Origin of the sequence: Microbacterium allomyrinae, from assembly GCF_020682705.1 — a bacterium.
GTDB lineage: Bacteria > Actinomycetota > Actinomycetes > Actinomycetales > Microbacteriaceae > Microbacterium > Microbacterium allomyrinae.
Map to the genome: position 1 here is coordinate 399580 of NZ_JAGTTN010000003.1, position 20954 is coordinate 420533.

Annotated in this window: 19 protein-coding genes; 11 read left to right on the forward strand and 8 right to left on the reverse strand. The window is 70.1% G+C overall.

Annotated features, from left to right (window positions below):
* Together KEC57_RS11655 and moeB are read left to right on the forward strand one after the other, a co-directional pair.
* Positions 1–774, forward strand: a complete 774-nt coding sequence (locus tag KEC57_RS11655) for a thiazole synthase (RefSeq protein ID WP_229384781.1) — start codon at positions 1–3, stop codon at positions 772–774.
* Entirely contained in the window at positions 771–1943 is a 1173-nt protein-coding gene (gene moeB / locus KEC57_RS11660) for a molybdopterin-synthase adenylyltransferase MoeB (RefSeq protein ID WP_229384782.1), read from the forward strand. The genes KEC57_RS11655 and moeB overlap by 4 nt, the downstream gene beginning before the upstream one ends.
* A gap of 45 nt (positions 1944–1988) precedes the next feature.
* On the opposite strand, the gene KEC57_RS11665 is transcribed toward moeB, so the two are convergent.
* Positions 1989–2480 carry a GNAT family N-acetyltransferase gene (locus KEC57_RS11665; RefSeq protein ID WP_229384783.1) on the reverse strand — a complete coding sequence of 164 codons (492 nt, stop codon included), beginning with the start codon at positions 2478–2480 and terminating at the stop codon, positions 1989–1991.
* 39 nt (positions 2481–2519) lie between these two features.
* Positions 2520–3158 (reverse strand): GntR family transcriptional regulator, encoded by a 639-nt coding sequence (locus KEC57_RS11670; RefSeq protein ID WP_229384784.1) that lies wholly within the window; start codon positions 3156–3158, stop codon positions 2520–2522.
* A 371-nt stretch (positions 3159–3529) separates the two neighbouring features.
* Between KEC57_RS11670 and KEC57_RS11675 the strand changes: the two genes are divergently transcribed.
* Entirely contained in the window at positions 3530–3736 is a 207-nt protein-coding gene (locus KEC57_RS11675) for a cold-shock protein (protein ID WP_229384785.1), read from the forward strand.
* Between the two features lie 201 nt (positions 3737–3937).
* Here KEC57_RS11675 and KEC57_RS11680 read toward each other — a convergent pair whose 3' ends face one another.
* The 5 genes from KEC57_RS11680 to KEC57_RS11700 form a co-directional block, all read right to left on the reverse strand.
* Positions 3938–6013 (reverse strand): bifunctional lysylphosphatidylglycerol flippase/synthetase MprF, encoded by a 2076-nt coding sequence (locus KEC57_RS11680; protein WP_229384786.1) that lies wholly within the window; start codon positions 6011–6013, stop codon positions 3938–3940.
* Positions 6014–6056: 43 nt separating this feature from the next.
* Positions 6057–7328: a coiled-coil domain-containing protein gene (locus KEC57_RS11685; protein ID WP_229384787.1), complete on the reverse strand. Its 1272-nt coding sequence runs from the start codon at positions 7326–7328 to the stop codon at positions 6057–6059.
* Positions 7321–8034, reverse strand: a complete 714-nt coding sequence (locus KEC57_RS11690; RefSeq protein ID WP_229384788.1) for an HAD hydrolase-like protein — start codon at positions 8032–8034, stop codon at positions 7321–7323. The genes KEC57_RS11685 and KEC57_RS11690 overlap by 8 nt, the downstream gene beginning before the upstream one ends.
* A 141-nt stretch (positions 8035–8175) precedes the next feature.
* Positions 8176–8871 (reverse strand): endonuclease NucS, encoded by a 696-nt coding sequence (gene nucS / locus KEC57_RS11695; protein ID WP_229384789.1) that lies wholly within the window; start codon positions 8869–8871, stop codon positions 8176–8178.
* A 46-nt stretch (positions 8872–8917) separates the two neighbouring features.
* Complete coding sequence (locus KEC57_RS11700; RefSeq protein WP_229384790.1) at positions 8918–10153, reverse strand: MFS transporter; 1236 nt, start codon at positions 10151–10153, stop codon at positions 8918–8920.
* A gap of 63 nt (positions 10154–10216) precedes the next feature.
* Here KEC57_RS11700 and KEC57_RS11705 point away from each other — a divergent pair, with 63 nt between their 5' ends.
* Positions 10217–11290: a LacI family DNA-binding transcriptional regulator gene (locus KEC57_RS11705; RefSeq protein WP_229384791.1), complete on the forward strand. Its 1074-nt coding sequence runs from the start codon at positions 10217–10219 to the stop codon at positions 11288–11290.
* On the opposite strand, the gene KEC57_RS11710 is transcribed toward KEC57_RS11705, so the two are convergent.
* Entirely contained in the window at positions 11287–12978 is a 1692-nt protein-coding gene (locus KEC57_RS11710) for a hypothetical protein (RefSeq protein ID WP_229384792.1), read from the reverse strand. The genes KEC57_RS11705 and KEC57_RS11710 overlap by 4 nt on opposite strands.
* 124 nt (positions 12979–13102) lie before the next feature.
* On the opposite strand from KEC57_RS11710, the gene KEC57_RS11715 reads away from it, so the two are divergent.
* The 7 genes from KEC57_RS11715 to KEC57_RS11745 all read left to right on the forward strand — a co-directional run bounded on the left by KEC57_RS11715 (position 13103) and on the right by KEC57_RS11745 (position 20558).
* Positions 13103–16051, forward strand: coding sequence for a Na+/H+ antiporter subunit A (locus tag KEC57_RS11715; RefSeq protein ID WP_229384793.1), 2949 nt, complete (start codon positions 13103–13105; stop codon positions 16049–16051).
* Complete coding sequence (locus KEC57_RS11720) at positions 16048–16602, forward strand: Na(+)/H(+) antiporter subunit C (protein ID WP_229384794.1); 555 nt, start codon at positions 16048–16050, stop codon at positions 16600–16602. The genes KEC57_RS11715 and KEC57_RS11720 overlap by 4 nt, the downstream gene beginning before the upstream one ends.
* Positions 16599–18161, forward strand: a complete 1563-nt coding sequence (locus tag KEC57_RS11725; protein ID WP_229384795.1) for a Na+/H+ antiporter subunit D — start codon at positions 16599–16601, stop codon at positions 18159–18161. The genes KEC57_RS11720 and KEC57_RS11725 overlap by 4 nt, the downstream gene beginning before the upstream one ends.
* On the forward strand, positions 18158–18763 hold the full coding sequence (locus tag KEC57_RS11730; protein ID WP_229384796.1) for a Na+/H+ antiporter subunit E: 606 nt from the start codon (positions 18158–18160) through the stop codon (positions 18761–18763). Before KEC57_RS11725 ends, KEC57_RS11730 begins: the two co-directional genes overlap by 4 nt.
* Positions 18760–19029 carry an MrpF/PhaF family protein gene (locus KEC57_RS11735; protein WP_229384797.1) on the forward strand — a complete coding sequence of 90 codons (270 nt, stop codon included), beginning with the start codon at positions 18760–18762 and terminating at the stop codon, positions 19027–19029. The genes KEC57_RS11730 and KEC57_RS11735 overlap by 4 nt, the downstream gene beginning before the upstream one ends.
* On the forward strand, positions 19026–19445 hold the full coding sequence (gene mnhG / locus KEC57_RS11740; RefSeq protein ID WP_229384798.1) for a monovalent cation/H(+) antiporter subunit G: 420 nt from the start codon (positions 19026–19028) through the stop codon (positions 19443–19445). The genes KEC57_RS11735 and mnhG overlap by 4 nt, the downstream gene beginning before the upstream one ends.
* A gap of 180 nt (positions 19446–19625) precedes the next feature.
* Entirely contained in the window at positions 19626–20558 is a 933-nt protein-coding gene (locus KEC57_RS11745; RefSeq protein ID WP_229384799.1) for a putative endonuclease domain-containing protein, read from the forward strand.
* The last annotated feature ends 396 nt before the right edge of the window (positions 20559–20954 follow it).

Here is a 20954-nt window from a genome sequence, read left to right on the forward strand (position 1 = left end):
ATGACCACCGACACCCTCCGCATCGATGGCGTGGACTTCACCTCGCGCCTGATCATGGGCACCGGCGGCGCCCCGAGCCACGCGACGCTCGGGGCGGCCTTGCGCGCGTCGGGCACCCAGCTCACCACCGTCGCGATGCGCCGTCACGACGCCTCGGCGGAAGGCTCTCTGTTCGCGCTCCTGCGGGACGAGGGCATCCGGCTCCTTCCGAACACGGCAGGATGCCTCACCGCGCGAGAAGCAGTGCTCACGGCCGAGCTGGCGCGAGAAGCGTTGTCGACGAACTGGATCAAGCTCGAAGTCATCGCGGACGAGGAGACGCTCCTGCCGGACGGCGCGGAACTCGCGCTCGCCACCGAGCAGCTCGTGAGGCGTGGATTCGTGGTCTTCGCCTACACGAACGACGATCCGGCCCTCGCCCTGCGCCTCGAAGAGCTCGGGGCCGCCGCGGTGATGCCGTTGGGCGCCCCGATCGGGACGGGACTGGGCATCCTCAATCCGCACAACATCTCGCTCATCGTCCAACGGGCCGGCGTCCCGGTCGTCCTCGACGCGGGAATCGGCACGGCCTCGGACGCGACCCTGGCGATGGAGCTCGGCTGCGACGCCGTGCTGCTGGCGACGGCGGTCACGCGGGCGCAGGACCCGGTCGGCATGGCTGCCGCGTTCCGGCACGCGGTGATCGCAGGACGCCTGGCCTCTTCGTCGGGGCGCATCCCGAAGCGCAGGGGCGCGCAGGCGTCTTCCGAGATGGAAGGACGGCCCGATCTGTGAACGTGACGCCGCAATCCACGCTGCACCCGCTCGTCGCCCCGGCACCCGAGCTGCGTCCGGACGAGACCGAGCGCTATTCCCGGAACATCCTGCTGCCGGAGGTGGGGATCGTCGGCCAACGGAGGCTGAAGAACGCCCGCGTGCTGGTGATCGGGGCAGGTGGTCTCGGCTCTCCGGTACTCCTCTACCTCGCCGCTGCGGGCGTCGGCACGATCGGGATCGTCGACGACGATCGGGTGGAGGCGAGCAACCTTCAGCGCCAGGTCATCCACGGCATGGATGATGTCGGACGGCTCAAGGTCGACTCGGCCCGCGACGCCCTCCACGCCATCAATCCCCTTGTCCGGGTGGAGGTGCATCCGCTGCGGCTGTCGGGCGACAACGCGGTGGCGCTCTTCCAGCAGTACGACCTGATCGTCGACGGGGCGGACAACTTCGCCACCCGATATCTCGTCTCGGACGCCGCCGAGGTCACTGCAAAGCCCTGCGTGTGGGGCTCGATCCTCCGATTCGGCGCCCAGGTCAGCGTCTTCTGGAGCACGCACGGGCCCACCTATCGCGACCTGTACCCCGACGCGCCACCGCCCGAGTCGGCACCCTCGTGCGGTGAGGCCGGAGTACTCGGGATGCTGTGCGGTGTGGCCGGATCGATGATGGCGGCCGAGGCGATCAAACTCATCGTCGGAGCAGGCCGGTCCCTTCTCGGTCGGCTGTCGATCTTCGATCTCGCCGCCGCCACATGGCGTGAGCTCAGAATCCTGCCCGATCCGGCGCGGTGCCCGGTCACACACGTGGATTCCGCGCACGGGGGGTGCGTCGTGACGGAAGCCGCAGCCCGAGGCCGCGAGCCCATCACCACCGAGGAGCTGCGCGAGCTGCTCAGCGAACGTGCGTCAGGCCGGGCGGCTTTCGATCTGGTCGACGTCCGAGAGCCGGACGAGTACGAGCGCGCGCGCATCGACGGCTCGCGTTCGGCGCCGCTCAGCCGGCTCCGGCGCGACGGATGCGGCGGCTTGGCGCTTGCGCCGGAACACGCCGTCGTCCTGTACTGCAAGGCGGGGCCACGCGCCCACGCTGCCGCAGAGATCCTCCGTGAGGCCGGTCATGCCGATATCCGGCTCCTGACCGGGGGTTTCGACCAATGGATCGCCGAGTCCGTGGTGAGTTGAGCCCGGATCCCCGCGTCCTGCCGCCTCGCCTGTCGCACGCCTCTTCTATGAGCCGTCGAGTGCCGGCACGAGGGTGAACACGATCTCCTCCACCTCTCGCCCGAGTCCGGGTGCGAAGTCGATGTCGCGGGACACCTCGGTGAAGCCGACCTTGGTCAGCACCGCGATGGATGCGGCGTTGTGCGCGGCCGCTCGTGCGAACAGCGGCCGGATGGGCTCGCGTGAGATGAGGTGGCGCAGCGCCTCGGTCGCGACGCCGCGACCCCAGGCGTGGCGGGCGATCCAATAGCTCACCTCCCGGTCGCCGTCGATGGTGAAGGCCGCGGCGGTGCCGGCGAATCCGCCGTTCTCGGTCACGACGAGGCAGAGAACGTCGGGTGAGTTGCGCTGCCGCGCGATCCACGCGTCGAACGCGCCCCGGTCGTCGGGGTCTGCCGCGGTGAACGCGGCCATGGTGATCGCGTCGCGGTCGCGCATCATCTCGAAGACGGCATCCAGATCGTCCTCGTCGAGCGGGCGCAGTTCGATGTGGTTCACGAGCCCCACGCTACCGAGGCCGTGCTCACGACAGAAGGCTCAGGCGAAGCCGTGGATGCCGCGCAGCACGTTCTCGGCGCGGCTGCCGTCGCGCTCGGCGAACGCCTCGCGGAAGGACTCATAGGCGGCCGTGCGACCGAGCGGGCACTCGATGAAGGGACGCCATCCGGCGAGGTTGCGCCGGATCGCGATCTCGTACTCGCGGATGAACTGGATGAGCGCCACGTTGCCGGTCGCGCGCGTCACCTCGGCGAAGAACCCATGACTCGCCTGTGCGATCGCCGGGGCGTCGTCGGCGCGCGAGGCCGCGATCACGTCGTCGAGACGTGTCAGCGCCTGCGCGAGGGCCTCGTCGCTGCACCGCGCCGCGGTCATCCGCACGGCGATGCCCATGTTGTAGGCGACCAGCTCGAAGGTGTCGGCCTCGGCCTTCTGGTTCGGCTGCGAGACGCGCGTGTATCGGTTGGGCAGTACGTCGACCAGACCGGCACGCTCGAGGCGCTGCAGGGCTTCGCGCACCGGGGTCCGCGAGACGCCCAGCCACTCCGCGAGCTCCTGATCACGAAGACGCTCCCCCGGCGGGAGGCGGCCGTCGAGGATCGCCTCTCCCAGACGCGAGTACACCTCGTCGCCGAGTACCGCACCGCGCGGCTCGAGGGGAGTGAAGGGGGCAGTCATGAGTGCGATAAGTGTACGCCGCCGGTACCCCCGGCACAGCCCGCCGGAATTCGGCGGGGAACAGGCATTCCGGCGCTGCGGCGAGCGTCCGAAACGAGGCGGTTCCGATCTCGCCGTCAGGGCGATATATCGGTACGATGAGCATGCCCACGCTTCGGCGTGGCCTATCCGGGGGGATCCGTCGACGCCCGGGCTTAGAGCACTGCTCAGCCCGGGCGTGCGATGGGAGATTCAGCGACACGATGCGTGCGCCGATGGCTGTGCAACATTTCTGTCACCTTCCGAAATCGACTCTCGCCCTGAGACACCCGGATGAGTATTTTGGACTCACTCGCCGCAGTTGCGGCGAGACCTCCAAAGAACGGCAAGTAATGAGCACGCAGGGTACCGTCAAGTGGTTCAACTCGGAGAAGGGATTCGGCTTCATCGCTCCCGATGAGGGCGGCGCAGATGTTTTCGCGCACTACAGCGCCATCCAGTCGGGCGGCTACCGCTCCCTCGAGGAGAACCAGCGCGTGGAGTTCGAGATCGCGCAGGGTCCCAAGGGGCTGCAGGCTGAGAACATCCGGCCCATCTGAGCCTCCGGTTCCGAGGCATCACTCGGAACCGCCTGAATGATTCGACCGCGTCTCGCGGTCGGCGGCCGCGGCATCCCTACGGACACGGACGGGTGCCGCGGCTCAGTCAGGCCCGCAGCGCTGCTCCCGGACGAGGCGGTCCGGAGCGAGGCCGGCGTGGATCGACTCTCGTGGTTCTGCCGGGATGCAGTCCTTCGGGATTCAGTCCTTCGCGCCGCGGACGAGCTCCAGTCCCGCGCCGGCGAACTGGCTGAGGGTTGCATCGGGCAGGAAGGCTCGCGTCAGCGCCCCGCCGATGCGGGTCAGATCGCTCTCGTCGCGGAAGAGCAGATACATCGTCTCGTAGCGCGGGTGGAACTTCTGCTTGAACCGGTGCAGCGATCCGAATCCGTAGACGGGTTCGAGGGCGTCGGCCAGTTTGTCGCTGAGCGCCGCGATCAGGCCCGCATCCGGCGGGTAGTCGTGGGCGAGCGGTGCGCCCGAGAGCGACATGATCTGCGCGCCCTCCTCTGAGAACAGCCGCGCGGACGAGCCGATGAGGTACTCCATCACCGGCCCGAAGCCGCCTTCGCGCCGCCGCATGAGATCGAGCGTCCATCCCTTGACGGCTCCGTCGCCGCCGTACACCGGCAGCCACGACAGGAAGCCGTCGACATCGCCGTCGGGCGAGATCGCCAGCGCCAGACGCACCTCGGGGTCCTCCGCCTCGACGAGGGTGCCGAGAGTGAAGCCCATCTCGGGCAGGCCCTTGTCGCCCACCCACATCTCCGAGATGGCACGCAGCTGCTGTTGCACGCCCCATGTCTCGGTCTTGAGATGCGACATCCGGAAGGTCATCTCCTCGCGGCCGGCGCGATTGAGCGATGAGCGCACCGAGTTCCACTGCTTGCCGGTGAACTGCAGGCCGGGCAGGTCGACGATCGTATCGTCGGCGACCACGATGCTGCGCCAGGTCGACGGCACCGCGGCACGGGTCGCCTCGTCGGCGCTGAAGAAGCACGGTACGAGCCCGGCGTGCTCCGCCGTGCTGATGAACTCCTCGACGGATGCCGCGCGCGTCTGCGCAGGCCCGAGAGGGTCCGCGAGCGCGAGCGCGACGCCCGCGCGACGCTGGTACGCGATGATCCCGTGCGCGGTGCGGGCGTAGCTGTTGCCGTCCCACGTGGTCATCCACGACAGCGTGCCACCGCCGTCCGCGCGCAGCAGCTGCTTGACGTCGTCGACGCCCGGAGGCGGCTGGATGCCGATCTTGGACTTGCGACGCGCGCGGAACGCGCGGCGGACCCAGACGAGGTAGACGAGCATGAGCAGCCACAGGAACCCGCTCGCGAGAGCGAGCTCGGTCTCACCGTCGATGGTGGCCTCGACCTGCGCTTCGCTCGTCACGACGATGAGCAGGAGCACGAGCGCGGCCGTCAGCACGTTGATCGTGGCCAGGATGATCCCGAGCACCCATGACCAGCGCCGGCCGCGGCGCAGCCCGTTCGCGATGAGGAGGATCACGACGGTGTCGATCGCGAAGTCGATGAAGCCGCCGGAGGCGGGCTCGGTCGGGCCGAAGGGCCCGTCGGTCGGCACGAGGATGGTGACGATCTGCGTCGCCCCGAGCACGAGCACCGCGATGAAGGCGATCAGGCGCTGTTCGCGCACCGTCGTGCGCTGCACCCGCAGTGAGCGATCGACGAACAGGATCAGCAGCACGGCGAGGAGGTGCTCGAGGTCGGCGAGCGTGCCCCAGAAGAGCATGGCGATGAACACGAAGCCCAGCAGCACCAGCCACCCGCGCACACGCCACGGCTGCGGGAAGAGCCCGACCGCGGCGGCGATGCACGCCATCGTGCCTCCGGACGCGCCGACGTCGAGCGCCGCCGCCTGGGTCGCGGCCCACGCCCACGGCAGCTGCGAGAGCACGAGCAGCACCAGAGCGGTCGCGGTGATCGCGAAGAGCTGGCCGACCCAGTAGTACGCCAGGGCGACGCGCGTGCCGCGGCGGAACTCCAGATACGCCATCCCGCAGAACGTGAGGATCGTGAAGGCATACACCCAGGGCTGGTTGACGAAGAAGGTCCCGGTGACGGGCGTCCACCATCGGCCCTCGGCGAAGGCGGGAAGCCCGTAGGCGACGACGTCGAAGAGTTCGGTGCTCTCGAACGGTCGCCAGAGCCCCTGCCAGATCACCCCGGCCGCGAGGATCAGCGCAACCATGCCGAGCGTCGCGGGCATGCGCCGAACGGCCGCGAAGACGGGGTTCGGCGTTTTCGTCGAGGCCTCGCTCATGCGATCACCCTAGCGATGGTGCCGACCGGGCGCTCGGCCCGGCTCAACGACCGTCAGAAGAGGTCCCGTCGAAGTCGGCGAGGGCTTTCGCGTCTTCGGCGTCGCGGATCGCGCGGCGCGCGGAGTCGAGCGCCGCGACCGGATCCTGCGCCTGGCGCGACTGCGCGAGCTCGCGCTGCGCCGACAGCAGGCGCGAGCGCGCGTCGGCGCCGGCGCGGGAGTGGGCGACGGATGCCTCTGCCTGCGCGATCGCGCCGCGAGCGGCCGCGAGTGTTCCCGGCAGCGCCGTGCGGGCTCCCCGCAGTCGCTGCTGGGCCGTCCTCGCGTCGCCGAGCGCCAGGTCGAGCCGGCCACGCAGGCGCGCGATGGCGTCCACGGCGCGTGTCGGCCGGCGCGCGGCATCCGTCTCGATCTGCGTCAATGCGGACTCGATTGCGCGAAGCTCCTCACCGAGGCGATCGGCGTCGACGGGTTCGAGGTGCTCGCGGGTAACCGATGCCTGGCGCAGCGCCCCCCGCGCAGCGGCGATCTCATCCGGCACGGCCTGGGCCGCCTGGAGGATGAGGCGGTGCGTCTCCTCGAGGATCCGCGCGTCGGCCTCGGCCTTGCGCAGGGCGCGCTCCGCGGCGGCGAGGTCTGCCAGTGCGCTCAGCGAGGGGTCGGCGGCGCGGGCGGACGCGGCGGCGATGAGGCGCTCGGCTTCACCGGCCTCGGACAGTGCCGCGTGGGCCGCGCGCGATGCATCCCGCCATTCGTCCTCCGCGAAGCGCGACGACAGCTCGGCCACCAGCGATGCGGGGTCGCCCATCGATGCGCGCAGTCGTACGAGCCGTTCGTGTGCCGCATCGACCTGACTCGCCGCCGACACGTTCGCGCGCACCCAGGCGCCGTGCTCGACGCGGGCTGCCGCGATGCGGCCGAGGGCATCGGCGGCGTCACGGTCGATGCGAACCGCGACGCGGCGGATCTCGACGGGAGCGACTCCGGGCGCGCTGATCGCGCGGTACTGCTCGAATGCCTTGTCGCGCACGTGCTGGGCGGTGAGCCGCGCGCGGCGCAGCGACGTCGGAGCGCCGCCGCCGTACAGGGCGCCCGACAGTCCCACCTCGAGGTCGAGTTCGTCGACCTCGTCGTCGAGCCGAACGAGGGTGGCGCCGGCCTTCGCCCTCACCTGCTCGGCGGCGGCCCGCGCCTTCGGCGAACGCCGGGCGCGGCGGACGCCCCACACGACCACCGTCACGGCGATCGCCGCGACGGCGAACACGACCAGCGGCGGGATCACCCAGCCGAGGATCGTGGTCGCGAGTTCAGGCATCGGCGCCGGCACCCGCTCCGGGGTGGTCGAACAGCAGCAGGGCGCGAAGCTGGGCGACGTCGTCGACCGCGGCCTGCGCGCCGTCGGCCTCGTGCGGCCAGCTGAAGCCCCAGCGCACGAAGATCACGGGCACACCCTGCGCGGCACCGCCCTCGACATCGTGGTGGCGGTCGCCGATGAGGACGGGACGGCTCGTCTCGACGCCCGCGGCCTCGAGACGGCGAAGAGCCTCGGCGACGATGTCGGACTTCGCGCTCAGCGTCTTCTCGTCGGGGGTCGCCCCGACGATCGCGGTGAGCGAGGTCGACAGGTCGAAGTGGTCCATCAGCGCGACGACCTGCACCTCGGGCTTCGAGCTCGCGGTGGACTGCGCCACACCGGCGGCCGCGATGTCCCGGATCAGGTCGGCCACGCCGTCGAAGAGGCGTGCGCCCGTCGTGTAGCCGTCGGCCTTGCCCAGCACCCGGTAGAACGCGACGGCCTCGGTCGCCTCGGCCGGTGTCATCCCGACGTTCACCTGGAAGGACTCGTACATCGGAGGCCCGATCCAGTGCACGAGCTCGGCGCGGGTCGGCGGGCGCTTGCCGAAGTGGTCGAGAGTGATCGTCAGGCGACGCAGGATGCCGTCCGAGGCATCCACGATCGTGCCGTCGACGTCCCACAGAACGCAGGTCCACGGCGAGGGGGACGGGGATCGGGTCGGCATGCTTCCAGCCTATGCGGCCGCGCGGATCGCGACCGCGCGCTGCGCGAAGGGTACGCGAGCGCAGCGGCTGCACTTTCTTGATGTGGCGCTACAGATCCGTGGGGCCGCAACAGGAAAGTGGCGCCCAAGCCAGCGGCTACGTCAGAACAGACGCGGGGCGCCGGACTGGATGCCCTTCATGCCCTCGTAGTCGAGGGTGACGCAGCGGATGCCGCGGTCCGAGGCGAGCACCTTCGCCTGCGGCTTGATCTCCTGCGCGGCGAACACGCCGGTCACGGGAGCGAGGTGCGGGTCGCGCCCGAGCAGCTCGAGGTAGCGGGTGAGCTGCTCGACGCCGTCGATGTCGCCGCGACGCTTCACCTCGACGGCGATCGTGCCGCCGGCGGGATCGCGCAGCAGCAGGTCGACGGGTCCGATCGCCGTCGGGAACTCGCGGCGCACCAGGGTCAGGCCGTCGCCGATGACCTCGACCTGCTCCGCGAGCAGGCGCTGCAGGTCGGCCTCGACGCCGTCCTTCTGCAGGCCCGGGTCGATGCCGAGCTCGTGGGACGTGTCGTGCAGCACCTCGTAGATGCGCACCAGCAGCGCATCGCCGGTCTTGGCATGGGTGACCCGCCAGTGCTCGAGCACTCCTGCGGCGGCGGACTCGGCATCCGGAATCTCCACGTCGAGGCGGCACGGCGGGCTCATCCAGTTCAGCGGCTTGTACGAGCCTCCGTCGGAGTGCACCAGCAGCGAACCGTCGCCCTTGTGCACCAGCAGCCGGGTGGCCAGCGGCAGGTGGGCATTGAGCCGCCCGGTGTAATCCACGGAGCAGCGGGCGATGACGAGACGCACCCGACGAGCCTAGCCCGCCGTCCCTCGCCGGGGCGCCGGATGCGCGTCAGTGGTGCGTGTGGCCGGCGCCCACGGTCGATCCGGCGATCGGCTTCGCGGCCGGGGACGCGAGTCCGGATGCCACGGCCAGCGCGACGAGGATGTACAGGGTGTTCAGCAGTCCGATCTGCTCGCTGATGAACCCGAGGATGGGCGGCCCGCAGAGGAACGAGATGTACCCGATCGTGGCGGCGGCACTCACTCGCGCGGCAGCCTTCGCGGGATCATCCGCGGCGGCCGACATGCCGAGCGGGAAGCCCAGCGACACACCCGCTCCCCACAGTGCCGCGCCCACGAAGACGAGCGGGATGCTCGGGGCGAGGATGAACAGCAGCAGGCCGCCTGCGGCGAGCACCGAGAGCACCCGGAGCGTGGCGACACGACCGAACCGATCGACCAGCGGACCGCCGAAGATGCGCACGATCGTCATGCTCACCGAGAACACCGTGAGTCCGAGCGCGCCGATGGCGGGGGCGGCGCCGTGCCCCTCGACCATGCCGAGTGCGAGCCAGTCGTTGGCACCACCCTCGGCGAAGGCCATGCCGAGCATGATGACGCCGAGCGCGTAGGTGCGCGGCTCGCGCCATGCCGCCATCGCGGTGTGCAGGCGCTCGCGCCAGTGCGGCTTGTCGGCGGCGGCCTCGGTGTCGCCGGTCAGCTCCCGCGCAGGGACGTTCGCGAAGGACGCGAACGCGATGAGCACGATGATGACCGCCATCACGGCGGTGTGGAACACGACGTCGACGTGCCATCCGGCGGCGGCCGCGCCGATGCCTGCGCCGATGACGGTGCCGAAGCTGAAGAACGCATGGAAGAGCGGCAGGATCGTCTTGCCCGACTGCTTCTCGATCGCCGCGCCCTCGACGTTCATCATGACGTCGACGGCGCCGTTGCCCAGGCCGAAGAGCACGAGGCCGGCCACCACGACGATGTAGGAGTGCACGAGGTCGGTGCCCACGCCGATGATCGCGACGCCGGCGGCGAACACGATCATCGCGACGAGCATGCCCCGTCGTGCACCGAAGCGCGCGAGCACCAGATTCGCGAGCGACAGGCCGACGATCGACGCGATGCCCGCGCCGAGCAGCATGAGCCCGATCTCGATGTTGTCGACGTCGAGCGCAAGCTTGATCGCGGGCACGCGCGACGCCCATGTCGCGATGCTGAGGCCGCTCGCGAGGAAAATCGCGAAGACTGCCGTGCGCCAGCGCACGTACTGCGAACGGGTGAGGGCGGTTTCCATGCCGACCACATTACCGAATCGATTCGATGGGTTGCCGCGGACCCGAGTAGCATCGTCCTCGAAATGAGCATGCGACGAGCCACCATCTCGGATGTCGCCCGCGAGGCCGGAGTCTCGCCGTCGACGGCATCCGTGGTCTTCAGCGGCAAGACGCCGGTGTCGGACGCCACCCGGCGCCGCGTGATCGACGCCGCCGCCGCACTCGGCTACACCGGGCCCGACCCGCGGGCGGCGTCGCTGCGCCGCGGCCGTTCCGGAATCGTCGGGGTCGTGTTCGAGGAGCACCTCGGCACCGCCTTCCTCGACCCGGTCAAGACCCTGATGATGGACGGCCTCGCCGACGGGGTCGCCTCGCTCGGCGCAGGCCTGCTGCTGCTGCGCGACCACGAGCCGACGGGCGGCGGCGCGTCGCTCATGTCGGCGCCCCTCGACGCGGCGGTGCTCATCGGCTGCAGCGGGCTGCTGCGCGAATCCCTCGATACGGTCCGGGCCCGCGGCATCCCTGTCGTGGTCATCGAGGGCGATGCCGGAGACGACGTGCCGCGCATCGATCTCGACAACCGCGAGGCGCAGCGCCAGGCCGCCAGCCACGTGCGCGCGCTCGGCCACCGGGCCGTCGTCGTCGTGACGCTGCCGGCCCGTGCGGGATGGGACGGCGGATGGCTGCGCGATGACACCGAGATCCTCGTCGATGTGACCCGCGAGCGCCTCGCCGGCGCGATGGACGTCTTCCCCGATGCCGCCGCCTACGCCGCCGGCGCGAGTTCGATCGACGAGGGGTTCGCGGCCGGGCGCGCGGTGCTCGCCGACCCCGAGCGCCGGCCGACCGCGGTGATCGCGCAGAGCGACCTGCTGGCAGCCGGTGTGATCCGCGCGGCCGAGGAGGCGGGGCTGCGCGTGCCCGAAGACCTCAGCGTCACCGGATTCGACGGGATCGTGGTCGACGGACTCGCTCCGTACGAGCTGACGACGCTCGTGCAGCCCGCGACCGAGAAGGGGCGCGCCGCCGGCAGTGCCGTGGCGGCGATGCTCGAGGGCGGCGATGCGGCATCGATCCGCTTCACCTGCACGTTCCGCGAAGGCAATACGACCGCACCGGCCGCGGCGCACGTCGCTGGAGGCCTTCCCCGGAGCTAGGAGCGCTGCGGTCCGAGGGACAGCCCGCGGGTGCCGAAGTCCGCGATCGTGTAGCGGCCGCAGGGGATGAGCTCGGCATCCGCCAGCCTCGTCCCGTCCGGAAGCGAGAACGGCGGCGACTGGTCGTCGAGCACGAGGAACGACACCTCGCCGACAGCGAAGTCGTCGCGGTTGACGAGCCAGGCGTATCCGTTCAGTTCGTGATCGATCTGCACGAGCCCGCGCGGATCCGCCAGGTGCGTCTTCGGAAGGCGGACGGTCCAGAACTGCCCCGCCCCGATGCGGCCCGACTGCTCGGTCCAGGCGACCACGCAGTCGAGATCGGCGTCCGGTGCGGTCGCCGCCGCCGCGATCCGTGGAATGCCGAGCCCGCCCGCAGCGAGCAGGATCACCGCCGCGACGCCCACCGCCGCGATGCCTCGCCCGCGCGCGGCGGTCACGGGTTCGCCTCGACCGCTCCCGACGGCCAGAACGCGCGCACCGGCATCCGCCCACCGTGAAAGCACCGCAGGCAGCACGACGAGTCCGAGCATCGGTGCGAACGCGGCGGGCTGCAGGTAGCGCGCGGCGTTCGTGCCGAGAGCGATCGCACCGATCACGACGAGCAGCGGCATCGCCCAGCCGCAGGCGGCGACCACGGCCGCCGGGAGATCGCCACGACGAGCGAGCAGCAGCGTCGCGGCGACGCACCAGCCCCAGAGCATGAGCAGTGCGAGAAGGGATGCCGCGCCCCACGGTGCGCTCCAGCGCTCGGCGAGCAGCATCCCGTAGTACGCAGCCGACTCCGGCCATCGCGATGGATCGGCGTAGCCGGCTCCGGTGTTCGCGATGAGAGGCGCGAGCGGCACCCGTGCGACGAAACCCAAGACCGTGCCGGCCACGAGGGCGGCGACGGTCCAGAGGGCGATCCGCTTGCGCGTCGTCTGCCACACGACCGCGAGCACGAGCCCCAGCGGGATGGTCGCCCACGCGGCGAACAGCGGATTGGTGACGACGGATGCCGCCGCCACCACGCCGAGCAGTGCCAGGAGTCCCCGCGGGACGCCAGAATCCGGCACGGCAGAATCCGGGGCCGCGGCATCCGGAATGTCGTCGGGCTGACCGCCCGCACTCGGCTCGCCGCGCCGACTCCGCCCGGCGTCGAGGGCCCGCCGTGCCAGGCCCACAGCCAGCACGACGCCGACGACGGTGGCGCTGTAGTAGGTGGTCGTGACGAGGAGCGATGCGAGCTCGAGCGCGTCGCGATCGGGCGACGTCTCGCTGACGGCGAGCAGCGCGAATCCCGCGACGCCCAGCAGAGCCCCGGCGATCGGGGCCCGCGTGCGGCGGAATGCTCCGGCCGCGACCCGCAGCGCACCGTACAGCGCGACGACGTTGACGACGCCGGCGACGGCGAGGGTGGCGTTCACGCCGAGGCCGAGCAGCGTGAGCAGGCCGAGCACGACCGTCTCGGGCAGGAACAGCACCGACGACATCGCCCATTCCTGCGACTGCCCGGCCGCGATGGATCGCACGACGAGGGTCGTCACGAGCGAGTCGCCGTCGCTGAACAGCAACGCCGAGCGAGCGGATGCCGCGACCGCCGTGACCACGGCGATCCCGATCGCGATCGCGGCGGCCGCGCCGAGCGCCTCGCGCCCCCAGCGCGGTACCGTCGCGCCCGCTCCCGGGGCCTGTCGAAGGGCCATCGCCTCACTCTGCCACGCCGCACCGGACCCCGTCGGCTCTCGCCGCGGGTAGACTGTTCACGACACCCTGATCGCCCGAGCCGCGCGCGTGAGCCCCCGGCCGACGACCACGAGGAGGCCTCGGATGCTCCTCATTCTTGGCGCGTTCGCGGTCGTCCCGATGCTGCTCCCGTGGCTCGTCACCCACCTCGGAGCTCGTGCGTTCTATGTCGCGGCCATCCTGCCGATCGCCGGTTTCTCCTATGCCGTCGCGCTGACGCCGCAGGTGCTCGCCGGTGACGACCCGTTCGAGTCGTACGACTGGATCCCCTCGCTGGGCATCGAGCTGTCGATGCGCATGGACACCCTGTCGTGGCTGATGACGCTCGTGGTCACGGGCGTCGGCGCCCTGGTGATGATCTACTGCCGCTGGTACTTCCGCGGCAAGAAGGAGAATCTGGGGCAGTTCGCCGCGGTGCTGCTGGCATTCGCCGGTGCGATGTACGGACTCGTGCTGACCGATGACCTCGTCGTGCTTGTGATGTTCTGGGAGATCACGAGCGTCCTGTCATACCTGCTCATCGGCTATTACAACAAGCGCGCCGCGAGTCGCCGCGCGGCGCTTCAGGCGCTGCTGGTCACATCGCTCGGCGGCCTGGTGATGCTGATCGGCGTCGTGCTGCTCGTCGTCGTCGCCGGCACGTCGAGCATCTCGACGATCCTCGCCGAGGCGCCCACCGGCGCGATCGTCGATGCCGCACTCGTGATGATCCTGGTCGGCGCGCTCAGCAAGTCCGCGATCTTCCCCTTCCACTTCTGGCTGCCCGGTGCGATGGCCGCGCCCACCCCCGTCAGCGCCTACCTGCACGCCGCCGCAATGGTGAAGGCCGGCATCTACCTCATCGCCCGCCTGGCGCCGGTGTTCGCGATCGCGCCGACGTGGCGTCCGATCGTTGTCGGCCTCGGCGTGTTCACGATGCTCCTGGGCGGCTTCCAGGCACTGCGCGAGACCGACCTCAAGCGCGTGCTCGCGTTCGGCACGGTGAGCCAGCTCGGCATGCTGACCGTCGTGCTCGGCTACGGCACGAGGGATGTCGCACTCGCGGGCCTCGCACTGCTGCTCAGTCACGCGCTCTTCAAGTCGGCGCTGTTCCTCGTGGTGGGCGTGATCGACCGGCAGCTGTCGACCCGCGACCTCACCGAGCTGTCGGGCGTCGGCCGGCAGGCCCCGGTGATGGCCACGTTCTCGATCATCGCCGTCGCCTCGATGGTGGGGATCATCCCGACGATCGGCTTCGTCGCCAAGGAGGGCGTGCTCACGGCGCTCCTGCACGAGGCCGCGGGCGGCGCGGCGTGGGGGATCGTGGCGCTCGTCGGGATCGCCCTGGGCTCCGTTCTCACCGCGGCGTACGGCATCCGCTTCGTGTGGGGTGCCTTCTGGACCAAGAAGGACGCCGCAGGCGACGCCCTGCCTCCGACGGAGTGGCCCGACCCGCCGATCGGGTTCCTCGGGGCGCCCGTGGTGCTCGCCGGCCTCACGGTGGTGGCGGGCATCTTCTCGCCGTGGCTCGACACCGCATTCGCGCCCTATGCCGACCAGGCGCCTGTGGCGTCGGCAGGCGTGACGGCCCCCGAGCACACGGCGCACCTGGCTCTCTGGCACGGGTTCGAGCCGGCGCTGTGGATCTCGCTCGCCTCCATCGCGACAGGCGTGCTCGTGTTCTGGGCGACGCGCGCCTGGCGTCCGGCGAAGCGGTTCCTGCCGTTCACCGCGGCCGACGCCTACAACGGCACGCTCCGCGGGATCGCGCGGCTGTCGGTCGTGGTCACGGGCTTCACGCAGCGCGGCTCGCTGCCGGTCTACGTCGGCACGATCTTCGTCGTCTTCGTCGCGGCCGAGGCGACGGCGCTCCTCGCCACCGACGACGTACGCGCCCAGCTCGACCCCTTCCAGACGCCGATGCAGCTCGTGGTCGCCCCCATCATGATCGCCGCCGGACTCGTCGCCATCCGTGCGCGCAAGCGCTACACCGGTGTCGTGCTGGTGTCGGTGACGGGCCTGGGCATGGTGCTCCTCTTCGCCACCAGCGGCGCTCCCGACCTCGCGCTCACCCAGATCCTCGTCGAGACGGTGACGCTCGTCGCGTTCGCACTCGTGCTGCGACGCATCCCGTCACGGCTGGGCGAGCACAACGAGTCGGTGTGGCCGGTGGCGCGCGCCGTGCTGGGGGCGGCGGTAGGCGTCACGATGGCCCTGGTGGCGATCGTCGCCACGAGCGCGCGCACCGCCGATCCGATCTCCGACCGCTTCGCCGACCTCGCCTACCAGATCGGCCACGGCAAGAACGTGGTGAACGTCGCCCTCGTCGACCTGCGCGGGTGGGACACGATGGGCGAGCTGTCGGTGCTCATCCTCGCGGCGACGGGTGTGGCATCCCTCGTGTTCGTGACGCACCGCTCCGACACCCTCTCGAGCTTCATCGCACCGCTCCCCGACGCGGCCGCGCGCACCCGGCGCCCGCTGGTGGAGACCGCCGAGGGCGTCAAGCCCCGTGGTGCCGCCGGGGGCCGCATGGCGTGGCTCGTCGGCGGGCAGCGGGTGCGCCCCGAGGACCGGTCGATCATGCTCGAAGTGATCGTGCGGATCCTCTTCCACACCATCATCATCGTGTCGCTGTACCTGCTGTTCGCGGGCCACAACCTCCCCGGCGGCGGGTTCGCCGGCGGTCTCGTCGCGGGCATGGCCCTGGTCATGCGGTACGTCGCGGGCGGACGCTACGAACTCGGCGCCGCCGCTCCCGCCGATGCCGGCCGCCTCCTCGGCACCGGCATGGCGATCGCCGTCGCGTGCGCGATCGTGCCGCTCTTCTTCGGTGGTGCACCTCTGACCAGCATGTTCTTCGAGGCCGACCTGCCGGTGCTCGGCCATGTCGAGTTCGTCACGTCGACCTTCTTCGACGTCGGCGTCTACCTCGTGGTCATCGGGCTGGTGCTCGATGTGCTGCGCTCCCTCGGTGCCGAGGTCGACCGCCAGGCTCACGAAGCGCAGATGGGTCGCTCCGGCGATCTGCGTGGAGAGGTCGGGGTCTCATGAGCGTCTCCCTCGTCCTCATCATCGTCATGGCGGTGCTCTTCGCATGCGGTGTCTACGCGATGCTCGAGCGCAGCCTCACGCGCGTGCTGATCGGCTTCCTGCTGCTGGGCAACGCGACGAACCTGCTCCTGCTCATCGTGATGGGAGAACCCGGGGTCGCGCCCTTCTTCGGCGCCGCGGCATCCCCCGATGAGATGTCCGACCCGCTCCCGCAGGCCCTGACGCTCACGGCGATCGTGATCACGTTCGCCGTCTCGGCGTTCCTGCTCGCCCTCATCTACCGCTCGTGGCAGCTCGGCCAGGCCGACACCGTCGAGGACGACGAGGCCGACCGCGCGGTCCGTGAGGGCACCGCCGACGTCGAGGAGACGATGGACGACGAGATCGAGATCGAGGACGAGGACGACGAGGCGACCACCGACTTCGTCGGCACCGACACCGCGCCCATCACGGTGCTCGGAAGCCGTGACTTCGCCGGACTCCGCGACGATGCCCCGGTCGATCGACCCCGGAATCCGCCCGGCCCGGGCGAGAAGGGGGAAGACGCATGAGCCAGATCGCGCCCGCCCTCGTCCCGCTCCTGGTGACGCTGCCCCTCCTCGGCGCGGCGATCGCCCTGATCGCCGGTCGCCATCGACGCACTCAGGTCGTGGTGTCGGTCGTGACCCTCACAGCGGTGCTCGCGATCTCGGCCATCCTGCTCGTCGTCGTCGATGCGGGCGACCAGCCGATCGCGGTATCGGTGGGCGGCTGGCCCATCCCCTTCGGCATCGTGCTCTACGTCGATCGTCTGTCTGCCCTGCTCGTGGTCGTGTCGAGCATCGTGCTGCTGGCGGTCCTTCTCTTCTCGGTCGGCCAGGGCGCCGAGGACGGCGACGACGACACGCCGGTCTCGATTTTCCACCCGTCGTACCTGATCCTCGCGGCGGGCATCTTCAACGCGTTCATCGCGGGCGACCTGTTCAACCTCTACGTCGGTTTCGAGATCCTCCTCGTCGCGTCGTACGTGCTCATCACTCTCGGATCCACCGAGTCGCGCATCCGCACCGGCGTGGTCTACATCGTCGTCTCGCTGGTCTCATCCATCCTGTTCCTCGCCGCGATCGCGATGATCTACGCCGCTCTGGGCACCGTGAACATGGTGCAGATCTCCGAGCGCATGAGCGAACTGCCGCAGGACACGCAGCTCGTGCTGCACCTCACGCTGCTGCTGGCGTTCAGCATCAAGGCGGCCGTCTTCCCGCTGTCGTTCTGGCTCCCCGACTCGTACCCGACGGCGCCGGCGCCCGTCACGGCGGTCTTCGCCGGCCTGCTGACCAAGGTCGGCGTCTACGCGATCATCCGCACCGAGACCGAGCTGTTCCTCGACAACGACGTGAACCAGCTGCTCATGTGGGTCGCCCTCGCGACCATGATCGTCGGCGTCCTGGGCGCCGTCGCGCAGGCCGAGCTCAAACGCATCCTGTCGTTCACCCTCGTGAGCCATATCGGCTACATGATCTTCGGCCTCGCGATCGCGACCCCGGCGGCGATCGGCGCCACGATCTACTACATGGTCCACCACATCGTGGTGCAGACCACGCTGTTCCTCGCGGTGGGCCTGGTCGAGCGTCGCGCGGGCAGCACCTCGATCCTGCGGGTGAAAGGCCTGATGAAGGCGGCGCCGGTGATCGCCGTGCTCTACTTCATCCCCGCGATCAACCTGGGCGGACTGCCGCCGTTCTCCGGCTTCATCGGCAAGTTCGCGCTGTTCGAGGCCGCCGCCGAGGTGGGCACGCCGATCATGATGGTGCTCATGGTGGGCGGAATCGTCACGAGCCTGCTCACGCTCTATGCGCTCATGCGCGCGTGGAACCTCGCGTTCTGGCGCGAAGAGGACGACTCGGCCGAGACCGAGGCGCGCATCTCCTACCTCGGCGGTTCGCCGGGTGGAGTCGACACCGAGCGCCGCGTCATCCCGAAGATCATGACCGCCTCGACCGCGGGCATGGTCGCGATCACGGTCGCCCTCACGATCTTCGCCGGCCCGCTGTACGACGTGTGCATCCGCATCGGCGACGCGCTGCTGCAGCCCGTGACCCTCACCCAGCTCGAGGAGGACGTGCAATGAGCCCCGACCTCCCGCAGGGGCGGATCAAGCGCACGGCGACGGCGCTGTGGCGCCAGCTCCCCTTCTTCCTGTGGCTCATCGCGCTGTGGATGCTGCTGTGGGGCCAGTTCACGTGGCTCGCGTTCTTCACCGGCCTGGTCGCGGCGATCGTGGTCACGCGAGTGTTCCGCCTTCCGCCGGTCGAGCTGTCGGGTCGCGTGAACCTCTGGTGGGGATTCGTCTTCGTCCTCGAGTTCATCGTGGCGCTCGTGCAGGGCTCGCTCACGGTCGCCTGGCAGGTGCTCGACTTCCGGCGGCAGCCCGGGGCCGCGATCATCGCCGTGCAGCTGGTGACCGACGACGACCTGATCATGACGCACACCGGGGTGACGGCATCCCTCATCCCCGGTTCGTTGATCGTCGACACCGATCGCGACCGGCGCATCCTGTATCTGCACGTGATCGGCGTGCGCAACGACGCGGACGTCGTGCGTCAGCGAGCGAGCGTCCTGCACTGGGAGGAGCGCATCGTGCGTGCCGTGGGTTCGCGCGCTCAACTGCACGCGATGAAGGCGGATGCCGGCTCCCGGCGTGCGACGCTGCGTCCGGGGGGTCTGACATGAACGTCCTGCTGCTCGTGATCTACCTGGTCTTCGCCGTGGCGGCGCTGCTGACGCTCTGGCGCATCGTCATCGGGCCGTCGATCCTGGACCGGGCCGTGGCATCCGATGTGCTCCTCACCGAGGTGATGTGCGTGCTCGGCGCCGAGATGGCGATCAACCACCACACCCGCACGCTTCCGGTGCTGCTGATGATCGCCGCCGTGGGCGTGTTCGGGTCGATCTCGATCGCGCGGTTCGTGGCGAGAAGGGACAACGTCGAGCGATGAATCTCGTGACCCGATTCCTCGCCGTGGTCGACGCCCCGGTGACCGAGGCGGCGACGCCGCTCGAGAGCGCGCTGGATGTCGCCGCGCTGATCCTCATCCTGATCGGGGCGCTGCTGTGCCTCACCGCGGCGATCGGGCTGCTGCGCTTCCGCGATGTGCCCAGCCGTCTGCACGCCGCCACCAAGCCCCAGGTGCTCGGGCTCATCCTCGTCTGTCTCGCGATCGCGCTGTCGCTGCGGTCGTGGCCGGTCGTGGCCTTCCTCGTGCCGGTCGTGCTGATCCAGCTGGCCACCGCGCCGTTGTCGGCGCACATGGTCGGCCGGCAGGCGTATCGCAACGGCACGATCGATGAGAACGGGCTCTACGTCGACGAGCTCGCCGAGTCGCATCGAACCCCTCCCGCCGCCGGCGGCTGACCCTTCCGGGCTCAACCCGGTCGAGAGTGCACGAACGGCGGTCCTGACACCCGCTCAGGCGTGATTCGTGCACTCTCGAGGGCAGGAGGGGGTTCCTGCACAGGGAGACAGCGACGAAGAGTTGTGCCGGAAACCTCGGGTGGGGGGAATGGGCGACGGGCGAGACGTCATGATTCGCTGATGCAGACGATTCCGCCGTGGATGGATGGCAGCCCGTTCACGATCGCCGACGGGCGCAGGGTCGGGTTCACGGCCGGCCAGCTTCGCCGAAAGGCATTCGAACGGCCGTTCCACGGAGTCCGCGTGATCGGATCGGCGGGACGCATCGACGGCGGTCTCATCGACCGCTGTGCGGCGCTGCGCGTCGTACTCCCCGCCGGTGCCACCTTCAGCCATGCGACTGCGGCGCGGATATGGGGGATGCCGCTTCCGGCGTGGCTGGCAGATGAGCTCCATGTGCTCGTCCCGGATCGCATGGCCGTGCGTCGTGCGGGTGTGGTGGGATGGCGCCGCAGCGGTGATCTTCGCGTGACCGTGGCCGCGCACGGGTTGCCGGTGACGACACCCGCGGACACCTGGACGCTGCTCGCGACCATGACCGACGCGCGCGGTGGCCGGATGACGCGCGATTGGCTCGTCGCGATCGCCGACTTCCTCGTCTCGGGCCGGCGCACCCGATATGGCCGAAACCCGGCACTCGCGACCCGCGCCGACTTGGAGGACGCGGTCGCCAGGCACGCCTCGCGGCGCGGTGCGGTCGCACTGCAGTGGGCGTGGGAGCGTGTGCGCGCACCCGTCGACTCACCGCCCGAGACATTCGTACGACTGGGCCTCGTGCGCGAGGGACTTGCCGAGCCCCTCGTTCAGCCGCCGATACGGACGGCAGTCGGGATCCGGCATCCCGATCTGGGGTATCTCGAGGAGCGCGTGCTCCTGGAGTACTTGGGCGACGTGCACCGCACCGATCGCGCGACGTGGCTGAAGGATCTGGAGCGCGTGCAGCTTTTCGAGGATGCCGGCTATCGCGTCATCCTGCTGGGTGCCCTCGACACGACCCCCGAGGGAATTCGAGCGCTGAGCGCCAGGGTCCGCCGCGCGCTCCGCCGCGCCTGACCCCGCCTCCGCCGCTGCCCTCGACCGGCCCGGCCCGGTCCGGCCCGGCCCGGTCCGGTCCGGTCCGGTCCGGTCCGGTCCGGTCGAGAGTGCAGAAATGGCGCCTTGAATCGCGCTGCGACGGCAGTTGGTGCACTTTCGGCGGCGGCGGCGGGAGGGGTCGAGGGGTCGGGGAGGTCAGATGGGTCCGAGGAGTCGGAGGAGTCCGTGGAGTTGTCGGGGTAGGGGGCTACCTCGGCCCGGCCCGGTCGAGAGTGCAGAAACGGCGCCTTGAGTCGCGCTGAGATGGCAGTTGGTGCACTCTCGGCGACGGGGTCGGAGGGGTCGAGGTGTCGGGGAGGTCGGATGGGTCCGAGGAGTCGGAGGAGTCCGTGGAGTTGTCGAGGTAAGGGGGGG

Bases quoted from the DNA above. Each gene is read 5' to 3' on its own strand.
- KEC57_RS11655 (WP_229384781.1), top strand. From the start codon at position 1: ATGACCACCGACACCCTCCGCATCGATGGCGTGGACTTCACCTCGCGC.
- KEC57_RS11670 (WP_229384784.1), bottom strand. From the start codon at position 3,158: ATGACTGCCCCCTTCACTCCCCTCGAGCCGCGCGGTGCGGTACTCGGC.
- KEC57_RS11675 (WP_229384785.1), top strand. From the start codon at position 3,530: ATGAGCACGCAGGGTACCGTCAAGTGGTTCAACTCGGAGAAGGGATTC.
- KEC57_RS11680 (WP_229384786.1), bottom strand. From the start codon at position 6,013: ATGAGCGAGGCCTCGACGAAAACGCCGAACCCCGTCTTCGCGGCCGTT.
- KEC57_RS11685 (WP_229384787.1), bottom strand. From the start codon at position 7,328: ATGCCTGAACTCGCGACCACGATCCTCGGCTGGGTGATCCCGCCGCTG.
- KEC57_RS11690 (WP_229384788.1), bottom strand. From the start codon at position 8,034: ATGCCGACCCGATCCCCGTCCCCCTCGCCGTGGACCTGCGTTCTGTGG.
- KEC57_RS11700 (WP_229384790.1), bottom strand. From the start codon at position 10,153: ATGGAAACCGCCCTCACCCGTTCGCAGTACGTGCGCTGGCGCACGGCA.
- KEC57_RS11705 (WP_229384791.1), top strand. From the start codon at position 10,217: ATGAGCATGCGACGAGCCACCATCTCGGATGTCGCCCGCGAGGCCGGA.
- KEC57_RS11710 (WP_229384792.1), bottom strand. From the start codon at position 12,978: ATGGCCCTTCGACAGGCCCCGGGAGCGGGCGCGACGGTACCGCGCTGG.
- KEC57_RS11715 (WP_229384793.1), top strand. From the start codon at position 13,103: ATGCTCCTCATTCTTGGCGCGTTCGCGGTCGTCCCGATGCTGCTCCCG.
- KEC57_RS11720 (WP_229384794.1), top strand. From the start codon at position 16,048: ATGAGCGTCTCCCTCGTCCTCATCATCGTCATGGCGGTGCTCTTCGCA.
- KEC57_RS11725 (WP_229384795.1), top strand. From the start codon at position 16,599: ATGAGCCAGATCGCGCCCGCCCTCGTCCCGCTCCTGGTGACGCTGCCC.
- KEC57_RS11730 (WP_229384796.1), top strand. From the start codon at position 18,158: ATGAGCCCCGACCTCCCGCAGGGGCGGATCAAGCGCACGGCGACGGCG.
- KEC57_RS11735 (WP_229384797.1), top strand. From the start codon at position 18,760: ATGAACGTCCTGCTGCTCGTGATCTACCTGGTCTTCGCCGTGGCGGCG.
- mnhG (WP_229384798.1), top strand. From the start codon at position 19,026: ATGAATCTCGTGACCCGATTCCTCGCCGTGGTCGACGCCCCGGTGACC.
- KEC57_RS11745 (WP_229384799.1), top strand. From the start codon at position 19,626: ATGCAGACGATTCCGCCGTGGATGGATGGCAGCCCGTTCACGATCGCC.